At 68.8% G+C, this 25,057-nt stretch carries 25 protein-coding genes; 8 read left to right on the top strand and 17 right to left on the bottom strand.

The window, feature by feature from the left end; all coding sequences use genetic code 11:
- Window positions 1-11 precede the first annotated feature (11 nt).
- Window positions 12-347: a hemophore-related protein gene (locus A5758_RS24750; RefSeq protein ID WP_067203835.1), complete on the top strand. Its 336-nt coding sequence runs from the start codon at window positions 12-14 to the stop codon at window positions 345-347.
- 16 nt (window positions 348-363) lie between these two features.
- On the opposite strand, the gene A5758_RS24745 is transcribed toward A5758_RS24750, so the two are convergent.
- The 4 genes from A5758_RS24745 to mshB all read right to left on the bottom strand — a co-directional run bounded on the left by A5758_RS24745 (window position 364) and on the right by mshB (window position 5,353).
- Window positions 364-1,137 carry a maleylpyruvate isomerase N-terminal domain-containing protein gene (locus tag A5758_RS24745; RefSeq protein ID WP_067745678.1) on the bottom strand — a complete coding sequence of 258 codons (774 nt, stop codon included), beginning with the start codon at window positions 1,135-1,137 and terminating at the stop codon, window positions 364-366.
- A 30-nt stretch (window positions 1,138-1,167) separates the two neighbouring features.
- Window positions 1,168-3,786 (bottom strand): bifunctional FO biosynthesis protein CofGH, encoded by a 2,619-nt coding sequence (locus tag A5758_RS24740; RefSeq protein WP_082939835.1) that lies wholly within the window; start codon window positions 3,784-3,786, stop codon window positions 1,168-1,170.
- Window positions 3,787-3,895: 109 nt separating this feature from the next.
- Window positions 3,896-4,357, bottom strand: a complete 462-nt coding sequence (locus A5758_RS24735) for a hypothetical protein (RefSeq protein ID WP_067745672.1) — start codon at window positions 4,355-4,357, stop codon at window positions 3,896-3,898.
- Window positions 4,358-4,450: 93 nt separating this feature from the next.
- A complete protein-coding gene (gene mshB / locus A5758_RS24730) occupies window positions 4,451-5,353 on the bottom strand; it encodes an N-acetyl-1-D-myo-inositol-2-amino-2-deoxy-alpha-D-glucopyranoside deacetylase (RefSeq protein WP_067745669.1) in 903 nt (300 codons plus the stop codon).
- 79 nt (window positions 5,354-5,432) lie between these two features.
- Here mshB and A5758_RS24725 point away from each other — a divergent pair, with 79 nt between their 5' ends.
- Window positions 5,433-6,044: a TetR/AcrR family transcriptional regulator gene (locus tag A5758_RS24725; RefSeq protein ID WP_067745666.1), complete on the top strand. Its 612-nt coding sequence runs from the start codon at window positions 5,433-5,435 to the stop codon at window positions 6,042-6,044.
- Between the two features lie 9 nt (window positions 6,045-6,053).
- Here A5758_RS24725 and A5758_RS24720 read toward each other — a convergent pair whose 3' ends face one another.
- From A5758_RS24720 to A5758_RS24690, 7 genes are all read right to left on the bottom strand, one after another.
- Window positions 6,054-7,946, bottom strand: a complete 1,893-nt coding sequence (locus A5758_RS24720) for an ABC transporter family substrate-binding protein (protein WP_197504062.1) — start codon at window positions 7,944-7,946, stop codon at window positions 6,054-6,056.
- Window positions 7,947-7,991: 45 nt separating this feature from the next.
- Window positions 7,992-9,881, bottom strand: a complete 1,890-nt coding sequence (gene typA, locus A5758_RS24715) for a translational GTPase TypA (protein WP_067203842.1) — start codon at window positions 9,879-9,881, stop codon at window positions 7,992-7,994.
- Between the two features lie 171 nt (window positions 9,882-10,052).
- A complete protein-coding gene (narI, locus tag A5758_RS24710) occupies window positions 10,053-10,778 on the bottom strand; it encodes a respiratory nitrate reductase subunit gamma (RefSeq protein ID WP_067203843.1) in 726 nt (241 codons plus the stop codon).
- Complete coding sequence (gene narJ, locus A5758_RS24705) at window positions 10,771-11,436, bottom strand: nitrate reductase molybdenum cofactor assembly chaperone (RefSeq protein ID WP_067745660.1); 666 nt, start codon at window positions 11,434-11,436, stop codon at window positions 10,771-10,773. The genes narI and narJ overlap by 8 nt, the downstream gene beginning before the upstream one ends.
- Window positions 11,433-13,055, bottom strand: coding sequence for a nitrate reductase subunit beta (gene narH, locus A5758_RS24700; protein ID WP_067745657.1), 1,623 nt, complete (start codon window positions 13,053-13,055; stop codon window positions 11,433-11,435). The genes narJ and narH overlap by 4 nt, the downstream gene beginning before the upstream one ends.
- Before the next feature lie 2 nt (window positions 13,056-13,057).
- A complete protein-coding gene (locus tag A5758_RS24695; RefSeq protein ID WP_067745654.1) occupies window positions 13,058-16,765 on the bottom strand; it encodes a nitrate reductase subunit alpha in 3,708 nt (1,235 codons plus the stop codon).
- 370 nt (window positions 16,766-17,135) lie between these two features.
- Window positions 17,136-17,540 carry a (deoxy)nucleoside triphosphate pyrophosphohydrolase gene (locus tag A5758_RS24690; RefSeq protein ID WP_067745651.1) on the bottom strand — a complete coding sequence of 135 codons (405 nt, stop codon included), beginning with the start codon at window positions 17,538-17,540 and terminating at the stop codon, window positions 17,136-17,138.
- A gap of 24 nt (window positions 17,541-17,564) precedes the next feature.
- Here A5758_RS24690 and A5758_RS24685 point away from each other — a divergent pair, with 24 nt between their 5' ends.
- Entirely contained in the window at window positions 17,565-17,849 is a 285-nt protein-coding gene (locus A5758_RS24685; protein ID WP_067745649.1) for a 4a-hydroxytetrahydrobiopterin dehydratase, read from the top strand.
- Here A5758_RS24685 and A5758_RS24680 read toward each other — a convergent pair.
- Window positions 17,846-19,153, bottom strand: coding sequence for a mannosyltransferase (locus A5758_RS24680; protein WP_067745646.1), 1,308 nt, complete (start codon window positions 19,151-19,153; stop codon window positions 17,846-17,848). The two genes, A5758_RS24685 and A5758_RS24680, sit on opposite strands and share 4 nt — an antisense overlap.
- A gap of 149 nt (window positions 19,154-19,302) precedes the next feature.
- On the opposite strand from A5758_RS24680, the gene A5758_RS24675 reads away from it, so the two are divergent.
- Window positions 19,303-19,986: a hypothetical protein gene (locus A5758_RS24675; protein ID WP_067745643.1), complete on the top strand. Its 684-nt coding sequence runs from the start codon at window positions 19,303-19,305 to the stop codon at window positions 19,984-19,986.
- A 31-nt stretch (window positions 19,987-20,017) separates the two neighbouring features.
- The gene (locus A5758_RS24670; RefSeq protein WP_197504061.1) at window positions 20,018-21,154 is read left to right on the top strand and encodes a hypothetical protein; all 1,137 of its coding nucleotides are present in this window, start codon (window positions 20,018-20,020) and stop codon (window positions 21,152-21,154) included.
- A 74-nt stretch (window positions 21,155-21,228) separates the two neighbouring features.
- Here the strand turns inward: A5758_RS24670 and A5758_RS24665 are convergent, their stop codons facing one another.
- Together A5758_RS24665 and A5758_RS24660 are read right to left on the bottom strand one after the other, a co-directional pair.
- Window positions 21,229-21,375 carry a DUF1059 domain-containing protein gene (locus tag A5758_RS24665; RefSeq protein WP_066951537.1) on the bottom strand — a complete coding sequence of 49 codons (147 nt, stop codon included), beginning with the start codon at window positions 21,373-21,375 and terminating at the stop codon, window positions 21,229-21,231.
- A gap of 28 nt (window positions 21,376-21,403) precedes the next feature.
- Window positions 21,404-21,976, bottom strand: a complete 573-nt coding sequence (locus A5758_RS24660; protein ID WP_067202863.1) for an HhH-GPD-type base excision DNA repair protein — start codon at window positions 21,974-21,976, stop codon at window positions 21,404-21,406.
- 112 nt (window positions 21,977-22,088) lie between these two features.
- Between A5758_RS24660 and A5758_RS24655 the strand changes: the two genes are divergently transcribed.
- Window positions 22,089-22,622 carry a nuclear transport factor 2 family protein gene (locus A5758_RS24655; RefSeq protein ID WP_067745739.1) on the top strand — a complete coding sequence of 178 codons (534 nt, stop codon included), beginning with the start codon at window positions 22,089-22,091 and terminating at the stop codon, window positions 22,620-22,622.
- Between the two features lie 34 nt (window positions 22,623-22,656).
- On the opposite strand, the gene A5758_RS24650 is transcribed toward A5758_RS24655, so the two are convergent.
- Together A5758_RS24650 and A5758_RS24645 are read right to left on the bottom strand one after the other, a co-directional pair.
- Window positions 22,657-22,845, bottom strand: a complete 189-nt coding sequence (locus tag A5758_RS24650; RefSeq protein WP_067202857.1) for a DUF5302 domain-containing protein — start codon at window positions 22,843-22,845, stop codon at window positions 22,657-22,659.
- Between the two features lie 37 nt (window positions 22,846-22,882).
- Window positions 22,883-23,326 carry a PPOX class F420-dependent oxidoreductase gene (locus A5758_RS24645; protein ID WP_067202854.1) on the bottom strand — a complete coding sequence of 148 codons (444 nt, stop codon included), beginning with the start codon at window positions 23,324-23,326 and terminating at the stop codon, window positions 22,883-22,885.
- Between the two features lie 77 nt (window positions 23,327-23,403).
- Here A5758_RS24645 and A5758_RS24640 point away from each other — a divergent pair, with 77 nt between their 5' ends.
- Window positions 23,404-23,925 carry a DUF1697 domain-containing protein gene (locus tag A5758_RS24640; protein WP_067745735.1) on the top strand — a complete coding sequence of 174 codons (522 nt, stop codon included), beginning with the start codon at window positions 23,404-23,406 and terminating at the stop codon, window positions 23,923-23,925.
- A gap of 10 nt (window positions 23,926-23,935) precedes the next feature.
- On the opposite strand, the gene A5758_RS24635 is transcribed toward A5758_RS24640, so the two are convergent.
- The gene (locus A5758_RS24635) at window positions 23,936-24,301 is read right to left on the bottom strand and encodes a GntR family transcriptional regulator (protein ID WP_067202851.1); all 366 of its coding nucleotides are present in this window, start codon (window positions 24,299-24,301) and stop codon (window positions 23,936-23,938) included.
- Between the two features lie 37 nt (window positions 24,302-24,338).
- Between A5758_RS24635 and A5758_RS24630 the strand changes: the two genes are divergently transcribed.
- On the top strand, window positions 24,339-25,052 hold the full coding sequence (locus A5758_RS24630) for an NAD-dependent deacylase (protein ID WP_067745638.1): 714 nt from the start codon (window positions 24,339-24,341) through the stop codon (window positions 25,050-25,052).
- Window positions 25,053-25,057: the final 5 nt, after the last annotated feature.

Raw genomic sequence — 25,057 nt, 5'->3', positions numbered from 1 at the left:
GGTGTCCACACATGAGGCTGTCGTTGACCAAATTGACCGTTGCGGTTGGCAGCGCGGCAGTGGCGTTGACCGCCGGGGCCGGAATCGCGTCCGCAGACCCCGATTGGGGTCCGGCCATCAACACGACCTGTAACTATGGCCAGGTGATGGCGGCGCTCAACGCGAACGATCCGGCGGCCGCCGCGAAGTTCGACCAGTCGCCGATGGCGCAGAACTTCCTGCGTAGCTTCCTCGCCTCCCCGCCGCCCAAGCGCCAGCAGATGGCCGACCAGGCCCAAGCGATGCCGGGTGCCGCGAAGTACTTCGGCACCGTCAACGCGGTCATGTCGACCTGCAACAACTTCTGAGCCGAGCGGACGCCGCTCAGTAACCGCTGAGCAGGCCGCGCACGCGGCCCAGGGTCTCAGGTCCGACGCGGCTGCAGATTCGCGATGGGTCTGCGGGCTTACGCCCCCAGAGCAGCAGCACGCGCGCGGCAGGGTCGGTTTCCAGGGTGGCGGGGCCTTCGGGTTCGGTGAGTCCGATGGCGGTGCGGTCGGCCTCAGCGCTGATCACAACGTCATCGGTGCCGGCGGCGCGCAGCCTGGCCTCGACGCGCTCGCCGGGCCGCAATTGCTTGGCCCCCTTGGCCAGCAGCGGTTTTCCGACCGCGACGACGCTGTGAGTGGTCATCCAGGGCTCGGCCAGCCCGATCTCTAGGGCCGCCGGAATGTCGGCGTCCCCGGTGATGTCCCAACCGTGCAGCACGAGCTCTTCGCGCATGTGTTCGGCGAACCAGGGCACCTTCATGGTGCGGCCCGTCCACGCGACGTCGGTGTCCTGGGGCACGTCGTCGGCCGCTTCCGCGATCCGGTTGAGGGTGGCCATCCGGTCGAACAGCGCGTCCCACAGGTCCGCGTCGTTCAGCGCGCGCAGTGGTCCCTCACGTTCCTCGAAGCCGCGCGTGCCGACGGGCTCGCCGTCCAGGTGCGCGGCCAGCACTCGGGCGATCTCCTCGGCGTTTCCGGCCTGATGGACGACGATGTCGCGCACCGTCCAGGCCTCGCACCAGGTGCCGGCGTCGGGCCGGCGCCGCTGCACCGCGTCTACGAACGGCCGCCACTCGGGGAACCGGTCATCGTCGATCTGTCGGTTCACGGCGTCGGGTATACCCGCCGCCGCGGGCTGCTAAGCGGCCCGCGGGGCGTAGGTCGTGGTGCGTTGGCGGGCGGGGCGTCCAATCCCCTCGGCGATCGCGGTCAGCTCTTCGACGCTCTTGGCCGACCCGTGCTCCGAACCGGCCATCCGCGAGATGGTCTCCTCCATCAGCGTGCCGCCCAGATCGTTGGCACCGCCGTTGAGCATCACCTGTGTGCGCTCGACCCCGAGCTTGACCCAGCTGGTCTGAATCTGGGATATGCGGCCGTGCAACATGATTCGTCCCAACGCGTGCACGGCACGGTTGTCGCGGTGGGTGGGCCCGGGCCGGGCCGCGCCCGCGAGGTACAACGGCGAGCTCTGGTGTACGAACGGCAACGGGACGAACTCGGTGAACCCGCCGGTGCGGTCCTGGATGCCGCGCAGCACGTTGAGATGACCCACCCAGTGCCGCGGGCTGTCGACGTGCCCGTACATCATCGTCGACGACGACCGCAGGCCCACCTCGTGTGCGGTGGTCACGATGTCGATCCATTCCGAGGTCGGCAGCTTGCCCTTGGTCAGCACCCAGCGCACTTCGTCGTCCAGGATCTCGGCTGCCGTGCCCGGGATCGTGTCCAGCCCGGCCTCGCGCAGGCTGATCAGCCACTCGCGGACGCTCAGCCCGCTCTTGGTCACGCCGTTGGCGATCTCCATGGGCGAGAAGGCATGCACGTGCATCGACGGCACCCGCGCCTTGACGGCGCGGACCAGGTCGGCGTAGCCGGTGACCGGCAACTCCGGGTCGATCCCGCCCTGCATGCACACCTCGGTGGCGCCTTCGACGTGCGCCTCCCACGCGCGGTCGGCCACCTCTTCGGTGGACAACGAATACGCGTCGGCATCGCCCTTGCGCTGCGCGAAGGCGCAGAACCGGCAACCGGTGTAGCAGATGTTGGTGAAGTTGATGTTGCGGTTCACCACGAATGTCACGTCGTCGCCCACCGTGTCGCGCCGTAGCGAATTAGCCAGGGCGGCAACCGCTTCCAGCGCGGGTCCGTCGGCGGTCGCCAGCGCCAGGTACTCGCTGTCGGTGCAGCCTGCGGGGTCGCGCTCCGCGGCCCGCAGCGCGGCGAGCACGTCCGTGTCGATGCGCTCGGGGGCCCGCGCGGCCAGCTCGTGCACCTGCGCGCGGATCGATTCCCAGTCGCCGAAGGCGCTGTCCAGATCGCTGCGCGCTTCGGTGGCGCGGCCCTCGGTGTCGATCGCCGCGTTGAGGTCCACCCGCCCGGCGGACGCGACGTCGTCGGGCTCCTGCCAGGGCCGCCCCACCGGATTGACGTCGCGGGCCAGGCCGGTCGCAGGGTCGGCCAGCGCCATCACGTGTCCGCGCACCCGCGGGTCGATCCACGCCGCCCCGGCTTGGACGTACTTGGGCTGGGCGGTAAGTCGCTGAACCAGTTCGTATCCGGAGTCGGCGGTGATGTCGGCCAGCTCGTCGAGAGCGGGCCACGGCCGCTCGGGGTTGACGTGATCGGGCGTCAGCGGTGATACGCCGCCCCAGTCGTCGACCCCGGCGCCGACCAGCGCCAGGCACTCGTCGCGGGACACCAGGTTGGGCGGCGCCTGGATGCGCATGCCGGGGCCGAGCACCAGCCGGGCGACCGCCACTGTTGCGAGGTAGTCGTCGATCCCCGCGTCGGGGACGGCGGCCATCGCGGTGTGTTCCTTGGCCCGGAAGTTCTGCACGATCACTTCTTGCACATGCCCGAACTCCTTGTGCGACTTACGAATCGCGTGCAAGGTTTCGGCACGTTCGGTCAGCGTCTCACCGATGCCGACCAGCAGGCCGGTGGTGAACGGGATGGACAGCCGGCCCGCATCGGTGAGGGTGCGCAGCCGCACCGCGGGGTCTTTGTCCGGGCTGCCATAGTGGGCAAGCCCTTTCGTCTCGAACAGCCGCCGCGACGTGGTCTCGAGCATCATGCCCATCGACGGCGCCACCGGCTTCAGCCGGGCCATCTCCGACCAACTCATCACACCGGGGTTCAGGTGCGGCAGCAGGCCGGTCTCCTCGAGCACCCGGATCGCCATGGCCCGCACGTAGGACAGCGTCGAGTCATAGCCGCGTTCGCTAAGCCACTGCCCCGCCTCCGGCCATCGATCCTCGGGCCGGTCACCAAGGGTGAAAAGGGCTTCTTTGCAACCCAATTCGGCTCCACGGCCAGCGATATCGAAGATCTCGTCGGGCTCGAGATACATGCCCGCGCCCTGCGCGCGCAGCTTGCCCGGCACGGTGACGAAGGTGCAGTAATGGCAGGTGTCGCGGCACAGATGGGTCACCGGGATGAACACCTTGCGCGAATAGGTGACGGGCAACCCGCCGCCGGGGCCGCGCCGGCCGGCCGATGCCAGGCCCGCGTCGCGCACCCGCGCCGCGCTGGCGCACAGATCCGCGAGGTCCTCACCCCGCGCGGTCAGCGCGACGGCGGCCTCATCGACGTTGAGCGCAACGCCGTCTCGCGCGCGGCGCAACACCCGTCGCAACGCCGAGGCGCTGGTCTTTGGCAAAACCACAGGATTAGGAAGAGCGGTAGGCTCCTCGCCCGGAGTCAGCGGCACCTTCGTGTAACTTCCCCACGATCGAATTTCATCCGCGTGTCCCAACATGTGAAATTATCTTCCGACCCGTGCGGGCCCCGTCTGCGCAACAGTCAACAGTAGCGGCACTGCCACACCCGCAAGCGGGGACATCCCGGCCCGCGTGACCGCACGAACGTCAGGCCCGGCGCCCGCGCCGCCACAGCACCCAGAACGGCGGCACCACACCCAGCACGATCAGCAGCAACGCCCCGTAGGCCATCGGGCCGCGACCCCCCAGGATCACGTCGTCGGCCGGGCCGCCCATGCTGATCACCGCCACAGTGAGCAGCCACGTCCACAACGGCAGCGCGGCCAGCCGCGACGATGTGGTCCACCGCCCGGCGGCCCACACCAGCGCGGCGTTGACCAATCCAGAAATCAAGCCGCTGATGGGAAACGGGACCGCCCCGATATAGGAAGGCAGCAGCAGGGCCCCGGCCAGTGCGGAAAGGACCCCGTCGACGGCCAACAGCGCCAGGACAACGAAACGTATCGCGGGGTCTGTCGCGCCGATGTCTTCGAGAGATGCGGCGCGCGGCTTGGTTTCGGTCAGGTCGGGACGCTGTCGATGTTGGAGAGTATCGAGCCGATAACCCACTGCAGGCTGTCGAGCCGGTCCTGCCAATGCTGCTGATTAGGGTCCAGGTCGGGGTCCATGCGAAATCCTTCCGTGGCTGCCTGATTGGCAAGCCTACCCCGTGCCGGCCGCCGTGAAATCAAGCCCCGCAAGCAGATCTGTTTCCCAACCGCGCTCGTCGCGCTCCCCCGCCGTGCCGGCCGCCAGCACGTAGTGTTCCTCGGCGAGGATCGGCAGGGCCATGTTGTTCGACAGGGCGCAGGCCCGGCCGGTCGGTCCCACGACCACCTGGGTGGCGTGCGCGGCGAGCGCCGCCCGCTTTGCCGCCCAGGCCTGCGGGCCGGGCTCGACGACGGCGTCGATGTCGGAGTCCGCGTACCCGAAGCCGAACTCTTCCTCCGAGGGAATCGCCCACTCGGGCCGCAGGTCCTCGCCATTGAGGGCACGCATGCCCGCCAGGAAGGCGCGGGTGGCGAACACCGACCAGTAGAACTTCGGCGCGGTCCACGGCTCGCCGGGGAAGTCGCCGGAGCCTGCGGCGGCCACGGCGGCCGCTGTGACGGTGTGGGTGTGGACGTGGTCGGGGTGGCCGTAGCCGCCGCCGGGGTCGTAGGTCACCACGACGTGCGGGCGGTGCTCGCGAATGACGGCGACCAACTCGCCGACGGCCTCACGCTCGTCGGCGTCGATGAACCGCTGCCGCCCCCGCCCCGGCGTTCCCTGCATGCCCGAGTCGCGCCATCGTCCGGCGCCGCCCAGGTAGTGGGTGGCGCCGACGCCGAGCGCACGCAGCGCCGCGGTGAGCTCGCCGATGCGGTAGCCCCCCAACTGATCCGCGTGATCGACGGCCAGGCCGGCCCAGCGGTCACCGATGACCTCACCCTCTTCGCCGAGCGTGCAGGTGACGACGCGCACGTCGGCCCCCCGGGCGGTGTAGTGGGCGATGGTGGCGCCGTTGCTGAGGCTCTCGTCGTCGGGATGCGCGTGGACGAAGAGTAGCCGTGGCGTCTCGGACATGGACGCACCCTACCCGCAGCGCAGGCCCGTTGGCGGTCTCGTCGCCACCGATAGGAACGCATACGGCTACTATCGAGGGATGCCGCAGCTCACCCAGACCGCCCCGACCGGTGCCCGGAGCCGCCGACGGGGCGAGGTCCTCGAGCGGGCGCTCTACGAGGCCACCCTGGCCGAATTGGCCGAGGTCGGCTACGGCGGGCTGACGATGGAGGGGATCGCGGCGCGCGCCCACACCGGCAAGGCGGCCCTGTACCGGCGGTGGGCGACCAAGTGCGAGCTCGTGCACGCCGCACTGGTCCATACCTTGCCGCCGTTGCCCGAGGCGCGACCCGGCCGGTCGGCCCGGGAGAACCTGCTGACGGTGTTCAGCGCCCACCGCGACGTCTGCGCCGGGAAGACCGCCTTCCCCGGCATGGCCACCGTCAACCAGCTCTTGCACGAACCCGAGATGCGCGCCATCTTCGCCGACGCCGTGGTGGCCCCCCGCCTGCGGATCGTCGAATCGATCCTGCAGGCCGCCGTTGCGGAGGGCGAGCTCGATCCGGCGCTGATCACCCCGCTGACCGCCCGCATCGGCCCGGCTTTGATCAACCAGCACTTCCTGCTGACCGGATCGCCGCCGAACCGCCGGGAGCTGGCGCTGATCGTCGACACCGTGATCCCGCCGCGACCGGGGCGGCCGGCCGACTGACGACGCGGACTACGGCCCGGTCTTGATCCATTGGCCGGCGTCGCCGACGATGCCGACCGGCACCGCGCCCGACAGGCTGACGTTCTGCACGCTCGGGCCGGCGCCGACGATCGTGGTGTCCTGCAGGATCGGCAACACGGTGGACATGTTCCACAGTCGCGGCTCGACCGCCGTGATCACGTCGTTGATGCTCTTGGTGCCGTTCAGCGCGGCATCGATGTTCGACTGAACGCTGCGATCGCAGATCCCGGTGAGGTTCGACGGCGCCTGCACCAAGGCGTTGGGGTCGGCCGGGCGGCTGGGCGGCGGCGTCGACGTCGGCGTGGTGGCGGAGGTGCCCGGTCCGGTGGTCGATGGCGAGCCCGGGCCAGGAGGACTGGTCGTCGGCCCCGTGGACGCCGGCACCTGCGTCGATTCCAGGGCCGGGCAGCCGTACCGCGACGCCAAGCGCGTCGCCAGATTCCCGCCCGCCTGGTGCCAGCCGACGATCGCGTCCACCTGGTGGTTGTTCAGCGCGTCGCGATACAGCGTCACCGGGTCCAGCGCCAGCACGCTGGCGGCGATGCCGACGTTGCGCAACTGGTCGGCCGCGGTGTTGGCGACCGCGACGGACGTCGGGTCGTTGACCGCCACGCCGATGACCAGCGCCAGCTGTTGACCGTCCTTGCTGATCCGGCCGCGGATGACTTCGGGGGGCGCGGTGTTCGCCGGTGTCGGCGCCGGGGACCCCGACGAGTTGCCCTCGACCTTGTAGCCGGATCCCTCCAGCAACGCCAGCGCCGCCGGCGTCGTCATCGCGGGGGGCGCTGTCGGCTCGTAGCCGGGATCGCTGGGGGCCCGGATCTGGGCCTGGTCCAGCGTGACGGTGTTGTCGCTGCCCGCGCCCACCGCCGCCAGCAGGTCGACGTCGAGCAACCCGAGGATCGCCTTGCGCACCTGCGCGTCGGACAGCTTGGGCTCGTTGGCGCGCAGGGTCAGCTGCATGACCCGGGGCGTCACGATCCGGGCGGTGCGCACGTCGGGGATGGCGGACAGCTGCGCGAAGGCCGCCGATCCGCCGTGCACCTGGGCGACCTGGGTGTCACCATTGCGCACGGAATCGGCCAGCGCGGCCGGCGCCCCGGCACGCCGGAAGAGGATGAGCGCGGGCTTGGCCGGTGATCCCCAGTAGCGATCGTTGCGGGCCACCAGGATCTCGTCGCGCTGCGGATCGATGCTCTCCACCCGGAACTGGCCGCCGGTCACCGGGAGCGCCCGGGCCAGCCCGGCCGCGAACCCGCCCGGCACGTCCTTGACGATGTGCGCCGGAAGGATGTTGCTGAACAGCTCTTTCCACGACGGGTAGGGCTGGGCGAAGGTGACCACCGCCTGCTTGCCGCCCTCGAGCGACTGCACGCCGGTGATGAGGTCGTAGCCGGCGGGGTCGACGACGCCGGGCTGGCTGACCATCTGCCGCCACAGGTACCAGAAGTCGTCGGCGGCGATCGGGGCGTTGTCGGTCCACTGCGCCTCCGGCCGGATCTTGTAGGTCACCGTGAACGGGCTCTGGCTGGTGACCTCGGCCGACTCCAGCAGGGTCGGGTCCATCTCCCAGCGTGAACCCGTCGGCGTGCCCGGGTCGGGCACCGGCCGGAACGCGCTGGGCAGCACCAGCGCGCTGATCGCCGCGTTCACCGGGGACAGGTCGGACAGCAGGTGCGGGTTGAAGCCGGCCCCGATCGAGTCGATGCCCATGATGATCTGGGTCGGCCGCGGCGGCGGCGGTGGCGAGTTGTGCGGCGTGTCGGTGCTCTGCGGCGCCGGCGGGGGGTTGACCGTGCACGCCGCGAGCGCCAATCCGGCCAGCGAGACAACCACGCCCACCGTCACGAAGAAACGGCGGACTCGTCTCGGCATGCCGATCAGGGTATCGAGCAGCTGCCCAGCAGCCCGCCCAAGCACGCGCGATTAACCCCGGGCCTTGGCCCGCGCCCGGCTGCGGCCCCGGGTCGTGGCATCCAGCTCCACCTTGCGGACGCGGACGATCTCCGGGGTCACCTCGACGCATTCGTCTTGCGCACAGAACTCCATGGCCTGTTCCAGGTCGAGCTCGAGCGGCTTGGCCAGGGTCTCGATGACGTCCGCCGTCGACGACCGCATGTTGGTGAGCTTCTTCTCCCGGGTGACGTTGATGTCGAGATCCTCTGCGCGCGGATTGATTCCGACGACCATGCCCTCGTAGGTGTCCTGGCCGGGTTCGACGAAGAACTGTCCCCGATCGGCGAGCTGAATCAGCGCGAACGGCGTGATGGTGCCGTTGCGGTCGGAGACCAGCGACCCGGTGTGGCGGGCCCGGATCTCCCCCGCCCACGGCCGGTAGCCGTCGAACACGGCGTTGGCGATCCCGGTGCCGCGCGTGATGGTCAGGAAATCGGTGCGGAACCCGATCAGTCCGCGGCTGGGCACGATGAAGTCCATCCGGACCCAGCCGGCGGCGTGGTTGGTCATCTCCTCCATGCGGCCCTTGCGGGCGGCCATCAGCTGGGTGATCGCGCCGACGAACTCTTCGGGGCAGTCGATGGTCATCGCCTCGAACGGCTCGTGCAGCTTGCCGTCGATCGTGCGGGTCACCACCTGCGGCTTGCCGACGGTGAGCTCGAAACCCTCGCGGCGCATCTGTTCGACCAGGACCGCCAGGGCGAGCTCGCCGCGGCCCTGCACCTCCCAGGCGTCGGGCCGGCCGATGTCCACGACCCGGATCGACACGTTGCCCACCAGCTCCTGGTCCAGGCGGTTGCGGACCATGCGCGCGGTCAGCTTGTGGCCCGACACCTTGCCCGCCAGCGGAGAGGTGTTGGTACCGATGGTCACCGAGATCGCCGGCTCGTCGACGGTGATCCGGGGCAGCGCGTGGGCGTGATCGGGATCGGCCAGCGTGTCGCCGATCATGATCTCGGGCAGCCCGGCGACCGCCACGATGTCGCCGGCGATCGCCTCGTCGGTGGCACTGCGCTCGACGCCCTCGGTCGCGAGCAACTCGGTGATCTTGGCGCTGGTGATGACGGGCAGGCCGTCGACCTCACGCATCCAGGCGACCTGCTGGCCCTTGCGCAGCTTGCCGTTGTAGATGCGGATCAGCGCGAGCCGGCCGAGGAAGGCCGACGCGTCGAGGTTGGTCACCAACGCCTGCAGCGGCGCCTCGGGGTCCCCCGACGGCGGCGGGATGTGCTCCATCAGCACGTCGAACAGCGGGTCCAGGTTGTCGCCGGCGGGCACCTCGCCGTCGGCCGGCTGGGTGGTGCTGGCGACGCCGGCCCGGCCGGACGCGTACAGCGTCGGCAGGCCCAGCGCGTGCTCGGCCGCCTTGGCGGCCTCGTCGTCGAGGTCGGAGGCGACGTCCAGCAGCAGGTCGTGGCTGGACTCCACCACCTCGGCGATGCGCGCGTCGGGCCGGTCGGTCTTGTTGACGACGAGGATCACCGGAAGGTGTGCGGCCAGCGCCTTGCGCAGCACAAACCGCGTCTGCGGCAGCGGCCCTTCGGACGCGTCGACCAGCAGCAGCACGCCGTCCACCATGGACAGCCCGCGCTCCACCTCCCCGCCGAAGTCGGCGTGCCCGGGCGTGTCGATCACATTGATGACGGTCACCGTGCCGTCGGCGTTAAGGCGGTGCACGGCGGTGTTCTTGGCCAGGATGGTGATGCCTTTTTCCTTCTCGAGGTCACCGCTGTCCATGATGCGTTCCTGGGTGTCGTCACCGCGGTGGTGCAGCGCCCCGGATTGCCGCAGCATCGCGTCCACGAGGGTGGTCTTGCCGTGGTCGACGTGGGCGACGATGGCGACGTTACGAAATGGCACGTCGGTGATTGTGGCAGCGGGGGGCCTTCCAAAGCGAACTCGAAGGCGAACTGGCAGGTGCGGCCCGCGCGCTGTCCGGTGTGCGTCCAGGGCGGCCCGCCCCGGCGTGTCGACACCATGGCCGCACACCGAAAGCCCAGGACGCACACTCAACGGGCCGCCGAGCGCCCCCTACCATCCCCTGCGGCGCGGCGCCGTACCGACCAATTCGCCCTTGGATTCGCGGCTGCGGTAGACGATGTACGGCCGGAACAGGTAGGCGATCGGCGCGCTGAAGATGTGCACCAGCCGGGTGAACGGCAACAGCGTGAACAGCACCATGCCGATCAAGGCGTGCAGTTGGTAGTCCAGCGGCGCGTTGATCATCACCTCGCCGTGCGGCTGGAAGATCCAAATCCGGCGGAACCACAGCCCGACCGTGTACCGGTAGTGGAACTCGCCGCCGTGCGGCCCGGTGCCGATCAGGTCGCAGTACAGGCCCACCACGATGGCCAGCACCAGCACCACATACATCAGCTTGTCGCTGCGGGTGGTGGCCATGGACACCGCCGGGCGGGTGAACCGCCGGTAGATCAGCAATCCGATCCCGGCCAGGGTCGCGAGGCCGGCGGCCGACCCGGCGATGACCGCCTGCAGATGGTAGACGTGGTCGCTCATCTTCAGCATCTGCGTCACCCGCGGCGGGATGAACAAGCCCATCACGTGTCCGGCGAAAACCGCCAGGATGCCGAAGTGGAACATCGGGCTGGCCACCTGCAACAGCCGCGACTCGTAGATCTGCGAGGAACGTGAGGTCCAGCCGAACTTGTCGTAGCGGTACCGCCACCAGGTGCCGACGATCAAGACCGTCAGCGTGACGTACGGCGCGATGTCCCAGAACAATACGTTGCTAAACACCTGGCGCTCCTTCGCGTCGGGGTGGCACGGTCAAGTTAAAAGGTTGCAGCCCAACGGCTTCCGCGGGCGGGCCGGCTTGCGCCAGGCGCTCGGCACGGCGCACGTCCTGGTCCGTCGCGGCGGGCAGCGTCGCGCACACCGCCGCCACGGTGGGCTCATAGGGCGACTTCGCGTCGGCGAGGGCGCCCCGCAACACATCGATGGGAACACGGTGCTCGGCCAGCAGCCGCCGCCCCACCTCGGGATCGACGGTGGCGGCGAACTCGAGCACGACGGGCAGGTGATCGGGCGCCTCGGCGCGCGGCGGCCGCACGCCCGATTCCCGGTAGGCGGCGGCGAACTCGACCATCTCCCGGCCGCGGTTGCGGGTGTCCCCGGCGGTCCAGTACGTCAGGTACATCGTGCAGTGGCGCCGCATGTCGAACGTCGCAACGTAGTCCATCGCGGCGGCCATCGGCTCGCGGGCGCGCAGCGCGGCCACCGTCTGTCCGAGCAGCGTCGCCTCGGGCCCGCCGATGTGGCTGAGCAGCTCGTCGACGGTGTCCAGCCGCGCGGCCAGCTCGTCGTCCGGGTAGGCCAGCAGCAGCGATGCCGCCTGCCATACCAGTCGGTCCTGCAGGGCGTTGGTGCGTCCCCGGCGCCCGGCCAGCAGCCTCATTGCTTCTGCTCTTCGGGAAACATCCCGGCGGGCACCTGGCGCCCGTCCCAATTCAGCAGGTTCACCCGCGCGGACCGCTGGCCGTTGGCGGCCGCCTCGCCGCCGGGCCGCTTGAGCGCGTGGAACGTCTCCACGGAGACCGGCACCGGTTCACCCGACTCGTACATGCCCGGGCCGCCATCACCCGTCAACGAGCAGCCCATCTCCTCGAGGTCGCGGGCCTGCGGGCTGAACGCGGTCGGAATGACGTACCGCTCTTCGTATTTGGCGATGGCCAGCAGCCGGTACATCTCGTAGATCTGCTCTTCGTTCATCCCGACGGAATGCGGTATGTGCGGCTGGGTTTCGCGCCCGAGATTGATGTCGCGCATGTAGGAGCGCATCGCCGCCAGCCGCCGCAACACGCCTTCGACCACGGCGGTGTCGCCGGCCGTGAACAGCTCGGCCAGGTACTGCATGGGGATGCGCAGCGCGTCCAGCGCGCCGAACAGGTTGCCGATGTCCTCCCCGTCGTGACCGTCGCGACTGACCGCGTCGACCACCGGCGACAGGGGCGGGATGTACCAGACCATCGGCATGGTGCGGTATTCCGGGTGCAGGGGCAGCGCGACCTGAAAGTTGTTGATCAGCGCGTACACCGGCGAGCGTTGGGCCGCCTCGATCCACTCGTCGGAGATGCCCTCCGCGCGTGCGGCGGTGATCACCTCGGGATCGTTGGGGTCCAACAGGATTCGGCGCTGCGCCTCGTAGAGGTCGGTTTCGTTCTCCACCGACGCCGCCTCCAGCACCCGATCCACGTCGTAGAGGACCAGCCCCAGATACCGCAGCCGACCCACGCAGGTCTCCGAGCAGATGGTCGGCAACCCGACCTCCATCCGCGGATAGCACAGCGTGCACTTCTCGGCCTTGCCCGTCTTGTGGTTGAAATAGACCTTCTTGTAAGGACATCCGGAGACACACATCCGCCACCCTCGGCAGCGGTCCTGGTCGACCAGCACGATGCCGTCCTCGCTGCGCTTGTACATCGCGCCCGACGGGCACGACGCCACGCAGGACGGGTTGAGGCAGTGCTCGCAGATCCGGGGCAGGTAGAACATGAAGGTCTCTTCGAGCGCGAGTTTGACGTCCTCGCTGACCTTCTTCAAAATCGGGTCCCCCGCCAGGATCTCCGGTGACCCGGCCAGGTTGTCGTCCCAGTTCGGCCCCCAGGAGATCTTCATCGGTTCGCCGCTGATCAGGCTCTTCGGTGCCGCGGTGGGAAACGTGTCACCCGCGGGCGCCGTGGTCAGGTTCTCGTAGTCGTAGGTCCAAGGCTCGTAGTAGTCGTCGATGATCGGCAGCCGCGGGTTGGCGAAGATGCGCAGCAACTTCTGGATACGCCCGCCGTCGCGCAACCGCAGCCGGCCCTTCTTGTCGCGTATCCAGCCGCCGCGCCACCGCTCCTGATCCTCGTAGGTGCGCGGATAGCCTTGGCCCGGTCGGGTTTCCACGTTGTTGAACCACACGTACTCGGTGCCGGGACGGTTGGTCCAGGCCTGCTTGCAGGTGACCGAGCACGTGTGGCAGCCGATGCACTTGTCGAGGTTCATCACCATCGCCAGCTGGGCCATGACCTTCATCGTCAGTACGTCACTTCCTGGTTGCGGCGGCGCACAACGGTGACCTCGTCGCGCTGGTTGCCGGTCGGTCCCATGTAGTTGAAGGCGAAGGCATGCTGGCCGTAGCCCCCGGCGAGGTGGCTGGGCTTGATGCGGACGCGGGTCAGCGCGTTGTGGTTGCCGCCGCGCTTGTTGTTGGTTTCGGTGCGGGGTGTGTCCACCGTGCGTTCCTGCACGTGGTAGACGAACACCACACCGTCGGGCATGCGGTGCGAGACGATCGCACGGCACACGTAGATGCCGTTGGCGTTGACGGCCTCGACCCAATCGTTGTCTCGGACTTTGAGTTTGGCCGCGTCGCTGGGGCTCATCCACATCGTCGGCCCGCCCCGGGACAACGACAGCATGTAAAGGTTGTCCTGGTAAGTGGAGTGGAACGACCACTTCGAGTGCGGCGTCAAATACCTTACGGTGAGGCCGATCCCATCATCAGTCGGACCCAGCTCGGGCTGGCCGAACAGCCGCGTCATGTCAAGCGGCGGACGGAACACCGGCAGGTGCTCACCGAGTTCCTCGACCCAGTCGTGGGCCAGGTAGAAATGCATCCGGCCGGTCAGCGTGTGGAACGGCTTCAGGTTTTCGATGTTGATGGTGAACGGCGCGTAGCGGCGCCCACCGGTTTCGCTGCCCGACCATTCCGGGCTGGTGATCACCGGGACCGGACGCGCCTGGGTGTCGGCATAGCTGATGCGCCGCTCCTCGCTGCCCTCAGCCAGGTGCGCCAGCCGTTGACCCGTCCGCTTCTCCAATTCGCGGAAACCCTCGACAGCGAGCCGGCCGTTGGTCGTCCCGGACAGCAGCAGCAGCACGTCGGCCATCCGCGCGGCGGTGGTGATGGCCGGACGCCCCGCTGCCGCACCGGAATTCATCACACCGAACTTGGCCGCCAGTTCCTCGACCTCCCGGAACGGATGCACCGTGATGCCCTTGGTGGTCAGGCCGAACGTCTCGACGAGCGGGCCCAGGGTCTGCCACTTGTCATAGACGGCGCCGTAGTCGCGTTCCACCACCGTGAGCCTGGCCATGCTGCGCCCGGGCACCGGTGTCGCACCGGTGTGCAGCCAGTCTTCTTCGGTGCCATCGGGATAGGCCATCGCGTCGGGGGTGTCGTGCTGCAGCGCCGTGAGGACCACGTCGCGGCGGGTGCCCAGGTGACGCTTGGCCAGCGCGCTGAAGGCCCGGGCGATGGCGCCGAAAGCCTCGAAATCCGAACGGGTTTCCCAGGGTGGATCCGTCGCGGCACTGAACGCGTGCACGTACGGGTGCATGTCGGTGCTGGAGATGTCGGCCTTCTCGTACCAGGTCGCCGCGGGCAGCACGATGTCCGAGACCAACGTCGTCGAGGTCATCCGGAAGTCGATCGACATCATCAGGTCGAGCTTGCCCTCGGGGATGTCCCCCTCGCACACCACGTCGGCGGGCGGTATCCCGTCGGCCGGCGGCTCGGCCTGCACATTGGAGTCGGTGCCCAGCAGGTGGCGCAGGAAGTACTCGCCGCCCTTGCCCGACGATCCGATCAGGTTGGCCCGCCAAACCGTAAGCACCCGTGGCCAGTTGACCGGATTGTCGGGATCGGTGACCGAGAGCTTGAGCCTGCGGTCGCGAAGCTGCTCGGCGACATAGTCGGCGACTTCGCGGCCGGCGTCGCGCGCCTCGTCGGCGACGTCCAGGCTGGACCGGTCGAACTGGGGGTAGAACGGGCTCCAGCCCATCGCGGTAGCGGAGGCCAATAGATCCATCGTGTGCTTGCCCGCGAATCGGCCGCGGCCCAGCGGGCTGGCCAGCTTGTCGGCCGCGTAGCCGTCGTAGCGCCACTGGTCGGTGTGCGCGTACCAGTAGGACGCACCCGGCACCTGCCGCGGCGGGCGCACCCAGTCCGTGGCCATCGACATCGTCTGAAATCCCGTGAGTGGACGCACCTTTTCCTGGCCGACGTAATGGGCCCAGCCGCCGCCGTTGCGCCCCATCGACCCGGTCAGCATCAGCAGCGCGAGCACCGCCCGGTAGATGGCGTCGCCGTGGAACCACTGACAGATCCCGCTGCCCATGATGATCATGGACCGGCCACCGGATTCCTCTGCGTTGCGGGCGAATTCCTTTGCGACGCGGATGGCCTGCGCGGCCGACACGCCGGTGATCGCCTCCTGCCACGCGGGGGTGTTCTGCTGGGTCGGGTCGTCGTAGCCGGTGGGCCATTCGCCGGGCAATCCCGGGCGGGCCACGCCGTACTGGGCGAGCATCAAATCGAAAACGGTGCACACCAGGTGCTTGCCGACGCGGCGCACCGGGACACCGCGCTTTACGGTGGCGCCTTCCCCGTTGATCGTGTCGAAGCTGGCCAGGTGCACCAGCGCGGTTTCGCCATCGCCGTTGGCGGCGTGCGTATTTCGCACGCTGAGCGCCGGCACCAGGGAGCCGAGGTCGAGGTTCCACTTGCCGACGCCGTCCTCTCCGTAGCGGAATCCCAGTGAGCCGTGCGGCACCACCACCGAGTCGGTGGCCTCGTCCCACACCGCCGGTTTGAGCGCTGAGTTCTCTTCGGCCTCGAAGCCTCTGCCCAGGTCCGCCGCCGTGAGGTTCTTCCCCGGCACCAGCATGTCGCCGCGCTCTTCCAGCTTGATCAGGAACGGCAGGTCGGTGTAGCGGCACGCGAAGTCGGCGAAGAACGGAACCTCCTTCTGCACATAGCATTCCGAGAGAATGACGTGCCCCATCGCCATCGCGAGCGCCCCATCGGTGCCGGCCGCGCACGGCATCCATTCGTCGGCGAACTTGGTGTTGTCGGCGTAGTCGGGGCTGACGGTCACCACCTTGGTGCCGCGGTAGCGCGCCTCGGCCATCCAGTGCGCGTCGGGGGTCCGGGTGATCGGCACGTTGGAGCCCCACATCATCAAATAGGCCGCGTCCCACCAGTCTCCGGATTCCGGGACGTCGGTCTGATCGCCGAACACCTGCGGCGAGGCCACCGGCAGGTCGGCGTACCAGTCGTAGAACGACGTCATCGGGGCGCCGATCAGCTCGAAGAACCGCGACCCCGCGGCGTAGGACACCATGGACATCGCCGGGATGGGCGAGAAGCCGGCGACCCGGTCGGGACCATAGGTCTTGATGGTGTGCACGTGGGCGGCCGCGATCAGCTCGGTGGCCTCGGCCCAGGTGATCCGGATCAGCCCACCCTTGCCGCGGGCGCGCTGATAGCGCCGTCGACGTTCGGGGTCCGCCTGGATGTCGGCCCAGGCGAGCACGGGATCGCCGAGGCGCGCCTTGGCTTCCCGGTACATCTCGACCAGCACGCCCCGGGCGTACGGGTAACGCACCCGGGTGGGCGAGTAGCTGTACCAGGAGAACGACGCCCCGCGTGGGCATCCGCGCGGCTCGTATTCCGGCCGGTCCGGGCCCACCGATGGGTAGTCGGTTTGCTGGGTTTCCCAGGTGATGATCCCGTCCTTGACGTAGATCTTCCAGGAGCACGAACCGGTGCAGTTGACCCCGTGGGTGGAGCGCACCACCTTGTCGTGACTCCACCTGTCGCGGTAGAACACGTCGGCCTCGCGGCCGCCCCGCCGTGTCACCGTGCGCAGGTCGGCCGAGAACTCGCCGGGCGTGAAGAACCGTCCGCTGCGTTCCAGCAACTCCTCGAGCGCCCCACCAACGTGTGGTGTGAGAGTCAACAGGTACCCCTTCTACTCCGTATCGCTGCGTCGTAGCCGGGCCGTCGCCTCGACCCCAGGTGCGTTGTGTTGAGCGTCGGCCCATGCCGCATCGGCGGCGCGATCGATGTCGGCGGCCCGGACCGCGCACCCACATCGGGTGCGGGGAAAGGGTCTATCACCTCCGCCGTACGCGGCCTGTTAACGAAAATCCGTCTGCTCAGCATGGGTTCTGCGGACCAGAGGCGTCCGGCGCGGGCGAAGGATCGCCGTCGGCACCCACCTCTAGGTCAAGTCGTTTACTACAAGTTCACGTTGGGTTATATCTCCAAGTTCACCTTCGTGACCTTCTGCGGCGCTGAATGTCAGCTGCCGAAAGGCTGTGGACTTGTTATGAGGCCCCGCCGGCGAGCGTCCGTACCAGGTCAGCGACCCAGGCGCGGTCGGCGGGCACCCAGTCGACATCGGTCAGCTCGGCCGCCGTCACCCAGCGCACCGCCCGGTGGTCACGGGCGTGCGGCTCGCCGCCGAGCAGGTGCACGCGGTAGGCCCGCAGCGTCATGCCGTCCAGCGCGATGTCGTCGCCCAGGCGGGCGCCCACCGCGACGTCGCCGACGGTCAGCCCCAGCTCCTCGGCCAGCTCCCGGGCCAGCGCGTCGGGCTCCGTCTCACCCGGCGCGACCTTGCCGCCGGGCAGCTCCCAGCGGCCGGCCAACTCGGGCGGCCGGACGCGCTGCGCCACCAAGACACTGGCGCCGCGGATGACCGCTCCCGCGACGACGATCTGGGTCGGCATGGCCAGACGGTATACGGTCGAGACATGGCTGTGTTAACGGATGAGCAGGTCGACGCCGCACTGCCCGATCTCGACGGATGGGAGCGTGTCGACGGCGCCCTGCGCCGGTCGATCAAGTTCCCGAGTTTCCTCGCCGGCATCGACGCGGTGCGCCGGGTCGGCGAGCACGCGGAGAGTAAGGACCATCACCCGGATATCGATATCCGTTGGCGGACAGTTACTTTCGCTCTGGTCACGCACTCCGAGGGGGGCATAACCGAGAAGGACGTGGCCATGGCGCACGACATCGACGGGATCGTCGGGAGCTAGTCCTCCGACGCGGCCCGGTCTTCGACCGTCACGCCAGCGTGACGCTCGGCGCCCTTGCCGGCGGTGATCCAGGCCAACGTCGCCACGGCCGCCACGATGTAGATCAGGCCGGCCCAGGCCAGGTACCACGGCCGGCTGATCTGCCAGATGGTCGGCTGAGCGAAGAGCAGCAGCCACGGCACGCCGACGATGGTCAGCGCCAGCCAGCCCCAGCCCACGATCCGGGCGCCGCGCCGCTCGCGCAGCGGCCCGTGAATCGCCCAGATCATCAGCGGCACCAGCCACACCCAGTGGTGAGACCAGGAAATCGGCGACAGCAGCAGCCCGAACAACTCGACCACCAGCAACTTGCCCAGCCGGTCGGACGGGTCCAGCGCCCGCCAGGCCAGGACGGCCAGCACCGCGGTGACGGCGATGGCGGCCAGGACCGGCGGGCCGAAGCCGGCGTCGTGGCCAAGGATCCGGGAGATGCCGCCGCGCCAGGATTGATTGATCGACGTGGCGATGGGGCCCACGCGGTGCGCGTCGCCCAGCAGTTTTGTGAAGTAGTAGCGGGTCTGGTCCCCGACCACCAGTGCCGACACGCCGATGGTGGCGGCGAAGACCACGAAGGAGAAGGCCGCCGCGGCCCATCGCCGGACGCCGAGCAGGTAGACACCGGAGATCGCGGGCGTCAGCTTGATTCCGGCCGCGGCGCCGACCAGCAGGCCCGACAGCCACCACCGCGTCGTCAACACGGCCCACAGCACCCCCACCATCAGCAACACATTGACCTGCCCGTAGTCGAACGTGCTGCGCAGCGGCTCGATCCAGATCGTGACCGCCGTCCACGCCATGGCCAGGCGGCGGCCGTCGACGCCGGGCGCCACGCCGATCAACCGCTGGCTGATCCGTATCGCGCCGTACAGCGCGGCCATCGTCGCGATCTGCCACGCGAAGGCGACCAGGCCGAAGGGCAGCAGGGTCAGGGGGTAGAACACCACCGCCGCGAAGGGCGGATAGGTGAACGGCAGCGGGAAGTCCGGCGTCTGATCGGCGTAGACGTAGCTGTAGAGCGTGCCGGGATGGTCGATCGCGGCGGCGCCGCCGAGGTAAACGTGCAGGTCGACGAAATTCGCACCGTGGGGCGATAAATATGTCCAGCCGAGTCGCGCGGCGACACTGGCGACTAGCAGCGCGGGTGCCGCCGCCCGAAGCAGACTCGCGAACCGCCGGCGCGGGGGTGCTGCCGGGGTGGCCGAAGTGGTGTCTATGCGCCCGACTTTAGCGATCGAGGTGGCCTGAGCGGCACCGGTGGACCTCATCACCGCCAGCGGTCCTGGTCGCCCGGCGTTCGGTCACCGCCGTCACTCGTATCAATAACGATCAAATAAATGCCACACGTGTCACTTGAGTCCCATCAGTATCAACGTAACTTCGGCGGCGGACCCGTTTTCCACAACCAGGGAGAGTCATGCCAACCATCTGGACTTACATGCGTGCAGCGGCCGTCGTCGTCGGTTCGTCCGCAGCCCTACTCACGGGCGGTATCGCCCACGCCGACCCCGTGCCGGCTCCGCCGATTCCGAACATTCCGCAGCAGCTGATCAGTTCGGCGGCGAACGCGCCCCAAATCCTGCAGAACCTCGCTACCGCCCTGGGCGCGACCCCGCCGGCGGCGCCGGCTGCTCCGGGCATCACCTTCCCGGGAGTTCCGTCGGCCGCCGCAACGTCACCGGCGAATCCCGCGTCAAGCATCCCCTCGATTCCCGGGTTGACGCAGGCGGCGACGCCCTCCGCGCCGTCTGCCCCGGCGGCCACGCAGGGCCTGCAGGGGTTGATCCCGGGTCTGGGGCAGACGGCCCCGGCGGCGCCCGCCGCACCGGCCACGTCGTCCATCCCCGGACTGCCGGCCATCCCGGGGCTGTCGACGCCGACCGCCCCCGCCACCCCGCCGACCCCGCAGATTCCGCAGGCGAAGGTCGACATGCCGGCGTTCCTGCCCAATCTGCCGGTCAACATGCCCGCGCAGATGACCCTGCCGCAGGACCTGTCGGCACTGGCCGGGGCTCCGGCGGCGCCGGCCGCGCCCGCCGCACCGGCCGCACCGGCAACCGGGGCCAACCCGGTAGCGCCGCTGCTCGCCGCCCTGCCCTGATTAGTCAGCCCGACAGCAAAGCCACCCCCTACTGACCGGAGGACACACCGTGGCAACCACTTGGAATCTGTCCAAAGGATTGGCCGCTGTCGTGACGGCATCGGCTGCCGCGTTCGGGTTCTGCCCGAGCGCGGCAGCCGAACCGGCGACACCGCAACCTAACTCGACTCAAGAACTCCCGGGCCTGCCGGCGCTATCGCAGCTGAGCCCGATCATTCAGCAGGCGGCCACCAACCCCGGGCAGGCGACGCAGCTGCTCATGGCCGCAGCGCAGGCCTTCAGCCACAACCAGGGCGCACCCACCGAGTCCCGGAACGTGGCCCAGTCGGTGAATCAATTCCTGGCCCAGCCGTTCCCGGGCGCGCCCGCGCCCGAACCCGGCACGGCCCTCCCGGACGGCGCGCCGGTGCCGCACGTACCCGCGGCGGGTGTCGAACCGGGCGCCCAGTCACACCTGCCGGCCGGAATCGACCCGGCACACGCCGCCGGTCCGGGACCGGCCGCGGCCCCGCCGGCCGCGGGCGCCGAACCGGGCGCTCAGTCACACCTGCCGGCCGGAATCGACCCGGTACACGCCGCCGGTCCGGGACCGGTGGCGGCTCCGCCGGTCGCCGCGCCGCCGGCTTCCGCGCCGGCGCCGGGCACCGTCGCACCCGTCGCGGCACCCGTGCCGGCGCCTCCCGCGCCGGCCGAAGCTGCACCGGCCGCCGTTCCCGCACCCGCCGCCGCGCCGGCCGCGGCTCCGGGCTTCGGCCCGGACGCTCCGCCCACGCAGGACTTCATGTATCCCTCGATCGGCACCAATTGCCTGGCGGACGGCACCAGCGCGATCGCCACCGCGCTGTCGGTGGCGGGCCCGGCGAAGATCCCGACTCCCGGGCCGGGCCCCGGGCAGACCGCCTATGTGTTCACCGCCGTCGGCACCCCCGGGCCGGCCGAGGTGCAGAAGCTGCCGCTGAACGTCACGTGGGTGAACCTGACCACGGGCAAATCTGGAACGGTCGCGCTCAAGCCGCGCACCGACATCAACGGCGACGGGCCGACGACGCTGACCGCGATCGCCGACACCGGGTCGGGCAGCATCATGTCGACCATTTTCGGGCAGGTCACCACCAAGGAAAAACAGTGCCAGTTCATGCCCACGATCGGCTCCACGGTGGTGCCGTAGGGCCAGCACTGTTCCCTGCCCTGAGCGCGCGTGTCCCCACCGGGGGCACGCGCGCTCGGCGTTTAGCCAGACAGTTAGTACGCCATGAACAGGATCGCGTCGCGATCGTATTCGAGACCCGGATGATCGCTGGCGAGATGAGCCTGGGTCAGCTCGACCAGCTCGTCCTCATCCTTGCCGACGATGGCTTCCCCGCACGGACACGTTATGTGTGTCTTCACGTTGCCGCCCTTCCCTTCTGGTGACCTACTACTTGGCCGCCTTGGCTGCCGCCTTCATCTGCTTCTTATAGGAACGCACTTTGCCCATCGATTGGGCGTCGACGATATCGGCGACGGAGATGTGCGTGCCGGCCTTGCCGAACTGCCCGGCCGCCGCGCGCCAGCCCTTGACCGTGACGCCGTACTGCTTGCCCAATAAAGCCAGGAAAATCTGCGCCTTGACCTCGCCGAAGCCGGGTAGCCCCTTGATTCGCCGCAGCAGCTCCTCGCCGTCGGGGTCCCCGGCGGTCCACAAGCCGGTGGCATCGCCGTCATAACGGTCCACGATGATCTGGGCCAGGGTCTGGATGCGTTTGGCCATCGACCCCGGAAAGCGATGTATCGCAGGCTTTTCCGAACACAGCGCCGCGAACTTGTCGGGGTCGTACTCGGCGATCTCATGAGCACCAAAGCTGCCCATCCGGTCCGCGATCTTCTTCGGCCCCGAGAAGGCCGTCTCGAAAGGCACCTGCTGATCAAGAACCATCCCGATGAGCAGGGCCAACGGGTTGTCGTCCAGCAGCGCGTCGGCCTCAGGATCTTGAGCGAGCCAAAGTTTCACCGTCAACGACCAACCTTTCCGCTGAACACCCTAAAACCGATGACCTATGTGTTGAGAGACTACCTATCAGAAAGGCGCTTACGACCAGCGAATAACCAGGGAGTTGGGTGACGTGGTGGTGGATGAGGCCCGCTTGGCACTGATGCTGGACCGCGACGAACTGCATCAACTCGTCACTGCCTACTGCCGGGCCGTCGACCGCGCCGACTATGACGCGCTTCGCGGCCTGTACCACCCGGAGGCGATCGACTCGCACGGCTCGTTCTCCGCGGGCGGCGTCGAACAGTTCATCGCCCAGCTACAGGCCGCGGAACCGTACGTGCGTGTCTCCCAACACAACATCACCACAACGAACTTCGTGATCGACGGCAACACGGCCCGCGGTGAGATCTATTGCCTGGTGTTTCACACCTTCGCCGGGCCCGACCACGACTTAGACGTCATCATCGGCGGCCGGTACCTGGACACCTACATCAAAGACGACGGCCGCTGGAAGTTCCGTGAACGCACCATCGTGGCGGACTGGGCCTACCAAAACGACCCGTCCCAAGTGAACTTCGGACACCCCAGCACCCGGGGCAGCCTGCGCGGCGAGCCCGGTCAGGCCGACCCTTCGGTCAGCCATTTCACACCGCCCGAAGGCTGACCCGCCAAAGTGCCTGCCGCGCAACGGGCGACGATCAGCCGCTCTTGCGGCGGAATTCGCGGCGGTTCTCCACCGGGCCGTGCGTGCGAGTCTGCTTACCGCCGCCACTCTTGTGGTCGGACCCGCCCGACGACTTGGCCATCTTGCGGTCGAGGGCTTCACGGAACTTGCGCTTGTTGTCGTCGTCCGATTCGGGCGCCTCGGATGACTTCGATTCAGCCATACCGGCAGCCTAGCCGGGATTGCCGCATTCGGGCGGGCTACCGCACTCCGGGCGGCATGCCGTACACGTGCGAGATCGGCAGGGTCAGCAGCACCCGCCGATCGGTGACCATCGCCTCGCGGAACTCGTCCCAATCCGGGTGTTCGCCGGCGATGTTGCGGTACAAGGCAATCAACGCCTCGACGGTGTCGTCGCCGGGGGCGGCCGCGGGCGGCGTCAGCATCGCCGTGCCCTCGGCCACCGCGTACGACCACCCGTCGTCCGCGTCGACCAGGATGGACGCCCGCGGATCGCGGCGCAGGTTGCGCGTTTTGGCCCGCGGCTCGGTGATCGACACCCGCACGGCCAAGTCGCGCGGGTCGAAGTGGTAACTCACGTTCGACAACTGCGGGCGCCCGTCGCGTTTGATGGTGGCCAGCACTCCGAGAGAGTTTCCACTGATCACGGCCAGCAGCTTGTCGTCGAAGACTTGGCGTCCCATGCCGCAAAGCCTACGTTGCGCGTCCAGCAACCGGTCCCGGATCGCGTCAGCACGGGCCGCCCTGGTGAAATCGGATGATGACCAAGTACGCGGCGTTCCTGCGGGGCGTCAACGTCGGCGGCGTCAACCTCAAAATGGCCGAGGTGGCGCGCGCTTTGACCGACGCCGGATGCACTGACGTGCGCACCATCCTGGCCAGCGGCAACGTCCTGCTGGAGTCGTCCGCCGGTGGAGCGGCGGTGCGCAAGAAGGCCGAAGCCGCGCTGCGCGAGAAATTCGGCTACGACGCCTGGGTGCTGGTCTACGACCTCAAGACGGTGCGCGCCATCGTCGACGCCTACCCGTTCGAACCCGAGGTCGACGGCTACCAGTCCTACGTCACGTTCGTCGCCGACAAAGCGGCGCTCGACGAACTCGCCGCACTCGGCGAGGCCACCGGACCGGACGAGCGGATCGGCCGCGGCGCGGGCGTCATCTATTGGCAGGTACCCAAGGGCGCCACCCTGGACAGCACGATCGGCAAGACGATGGGCAAGCCGCGCTACAAGTCGTCGACGACGACGCGCAACCTGCGCACGCTGGCGAAGGTGTTGCGTTAGGACAGCGCGCTCAGTCGTCCGGCACGTTGGTCAGGTAGCGCATCGCGTCGGACTTCGTCAGCCCCAGCGCCCGGGCCACCTCGACGTACTCCTTGGCGGCGGCCGCCATCGCGGCGTCGGTCGGGTCGAAGCGGGAGATGAAAGTGCCGAAGCGCCCACGGGTTTCGACAATCGCCGCCGACTCGAGTTCCCGATAGGCGCGGGCCACGGTGTTGGCCGCGACGCCCAGCTGGCCGGCGAGGTCGCGCACCGTCGGGAGCCGGGTTCCGGGCGGCAGCGCACCGCCCCGAACGCCGTCGATGACTTGGGTCCTGAGCTGGTCGAACAGCGGCCTGCCCGCCTTCATGTCGACCTTCAGCAAATCCCGCAGCTCCACCTCTTCAGTATGTCCCAAGCACCGCTATCTTTGTGGGATGCGAGTAGCGGTGCTGAGCGGCGCGGGGATTTCCGCGGAGAGCGGGGTGCCGACCTTCCGCGACGACAAGAACGGGTTGTGGGCCCGCTTCGATCCCTACGAGCTGTCCAGCACACAGGGGTGGCGCGACAATCCCGAGCGGGTGTGGGGCTGGTACTTGTGGCGTCACTATCTGGTGGCCGACGTCCAGCCCAACGCCGGGCACCGCGCGATCGCCGCGTGGCAAGACGGCGCCGAGGTCAGCGTCATCACCCAGAACGTCGACGACCTGCACGAGCGGGCCGGCAGCATGCCGGTTCATCACCTGCACGGCAGCCTGTTCGAATTCCGTTGTGACCGTTGCGGTATGCCTTTCACGGGCGAGCTGCCCGCGATGCCCGAACCGATGCTGGAAGTGGAGCCGCCGGTGTGTCATTGCGGCGGCCTGATCCGGCCCGACATCGTGTGGTTCGGTGAGCCGTTGCCCGACGCGCCGTGGCAGTCCGCCGTCGAGGCGACCGAGGCCGCCGACGTGATGGTGGTCGTCGGAACCTCGGCGATCGTCTATCCGGCGGCCGGGCTGGCCGAGCTGGCGCTCTCCCGCGGCACCGCCGTCATCGAGGTCAATCCCGAGGTCACGCCGCTGTCCAGGCACGCGACGATCAGCATCCGCGAGACGGCCGGCCAGGCGTTGCCGGGGCTGCTGCAGCGGCTGCCCGCGCTGTTGAAGTAGCCGCG

Source organism: Mycobacterium sp. 852014-50255_SCH5639931 (genome assembly GCF_001665605.1).
GTDB classification, from domain to species: Bacteria; Actinomycetota; Actinomycetes; order Mycobacteriales; family Mycobacteriaceae; genus Mycobacterium; species Mycobacterium paraffinicum.
This window is presented reverse-complemented; position numbering and strand designations above follow the sequence as displayed.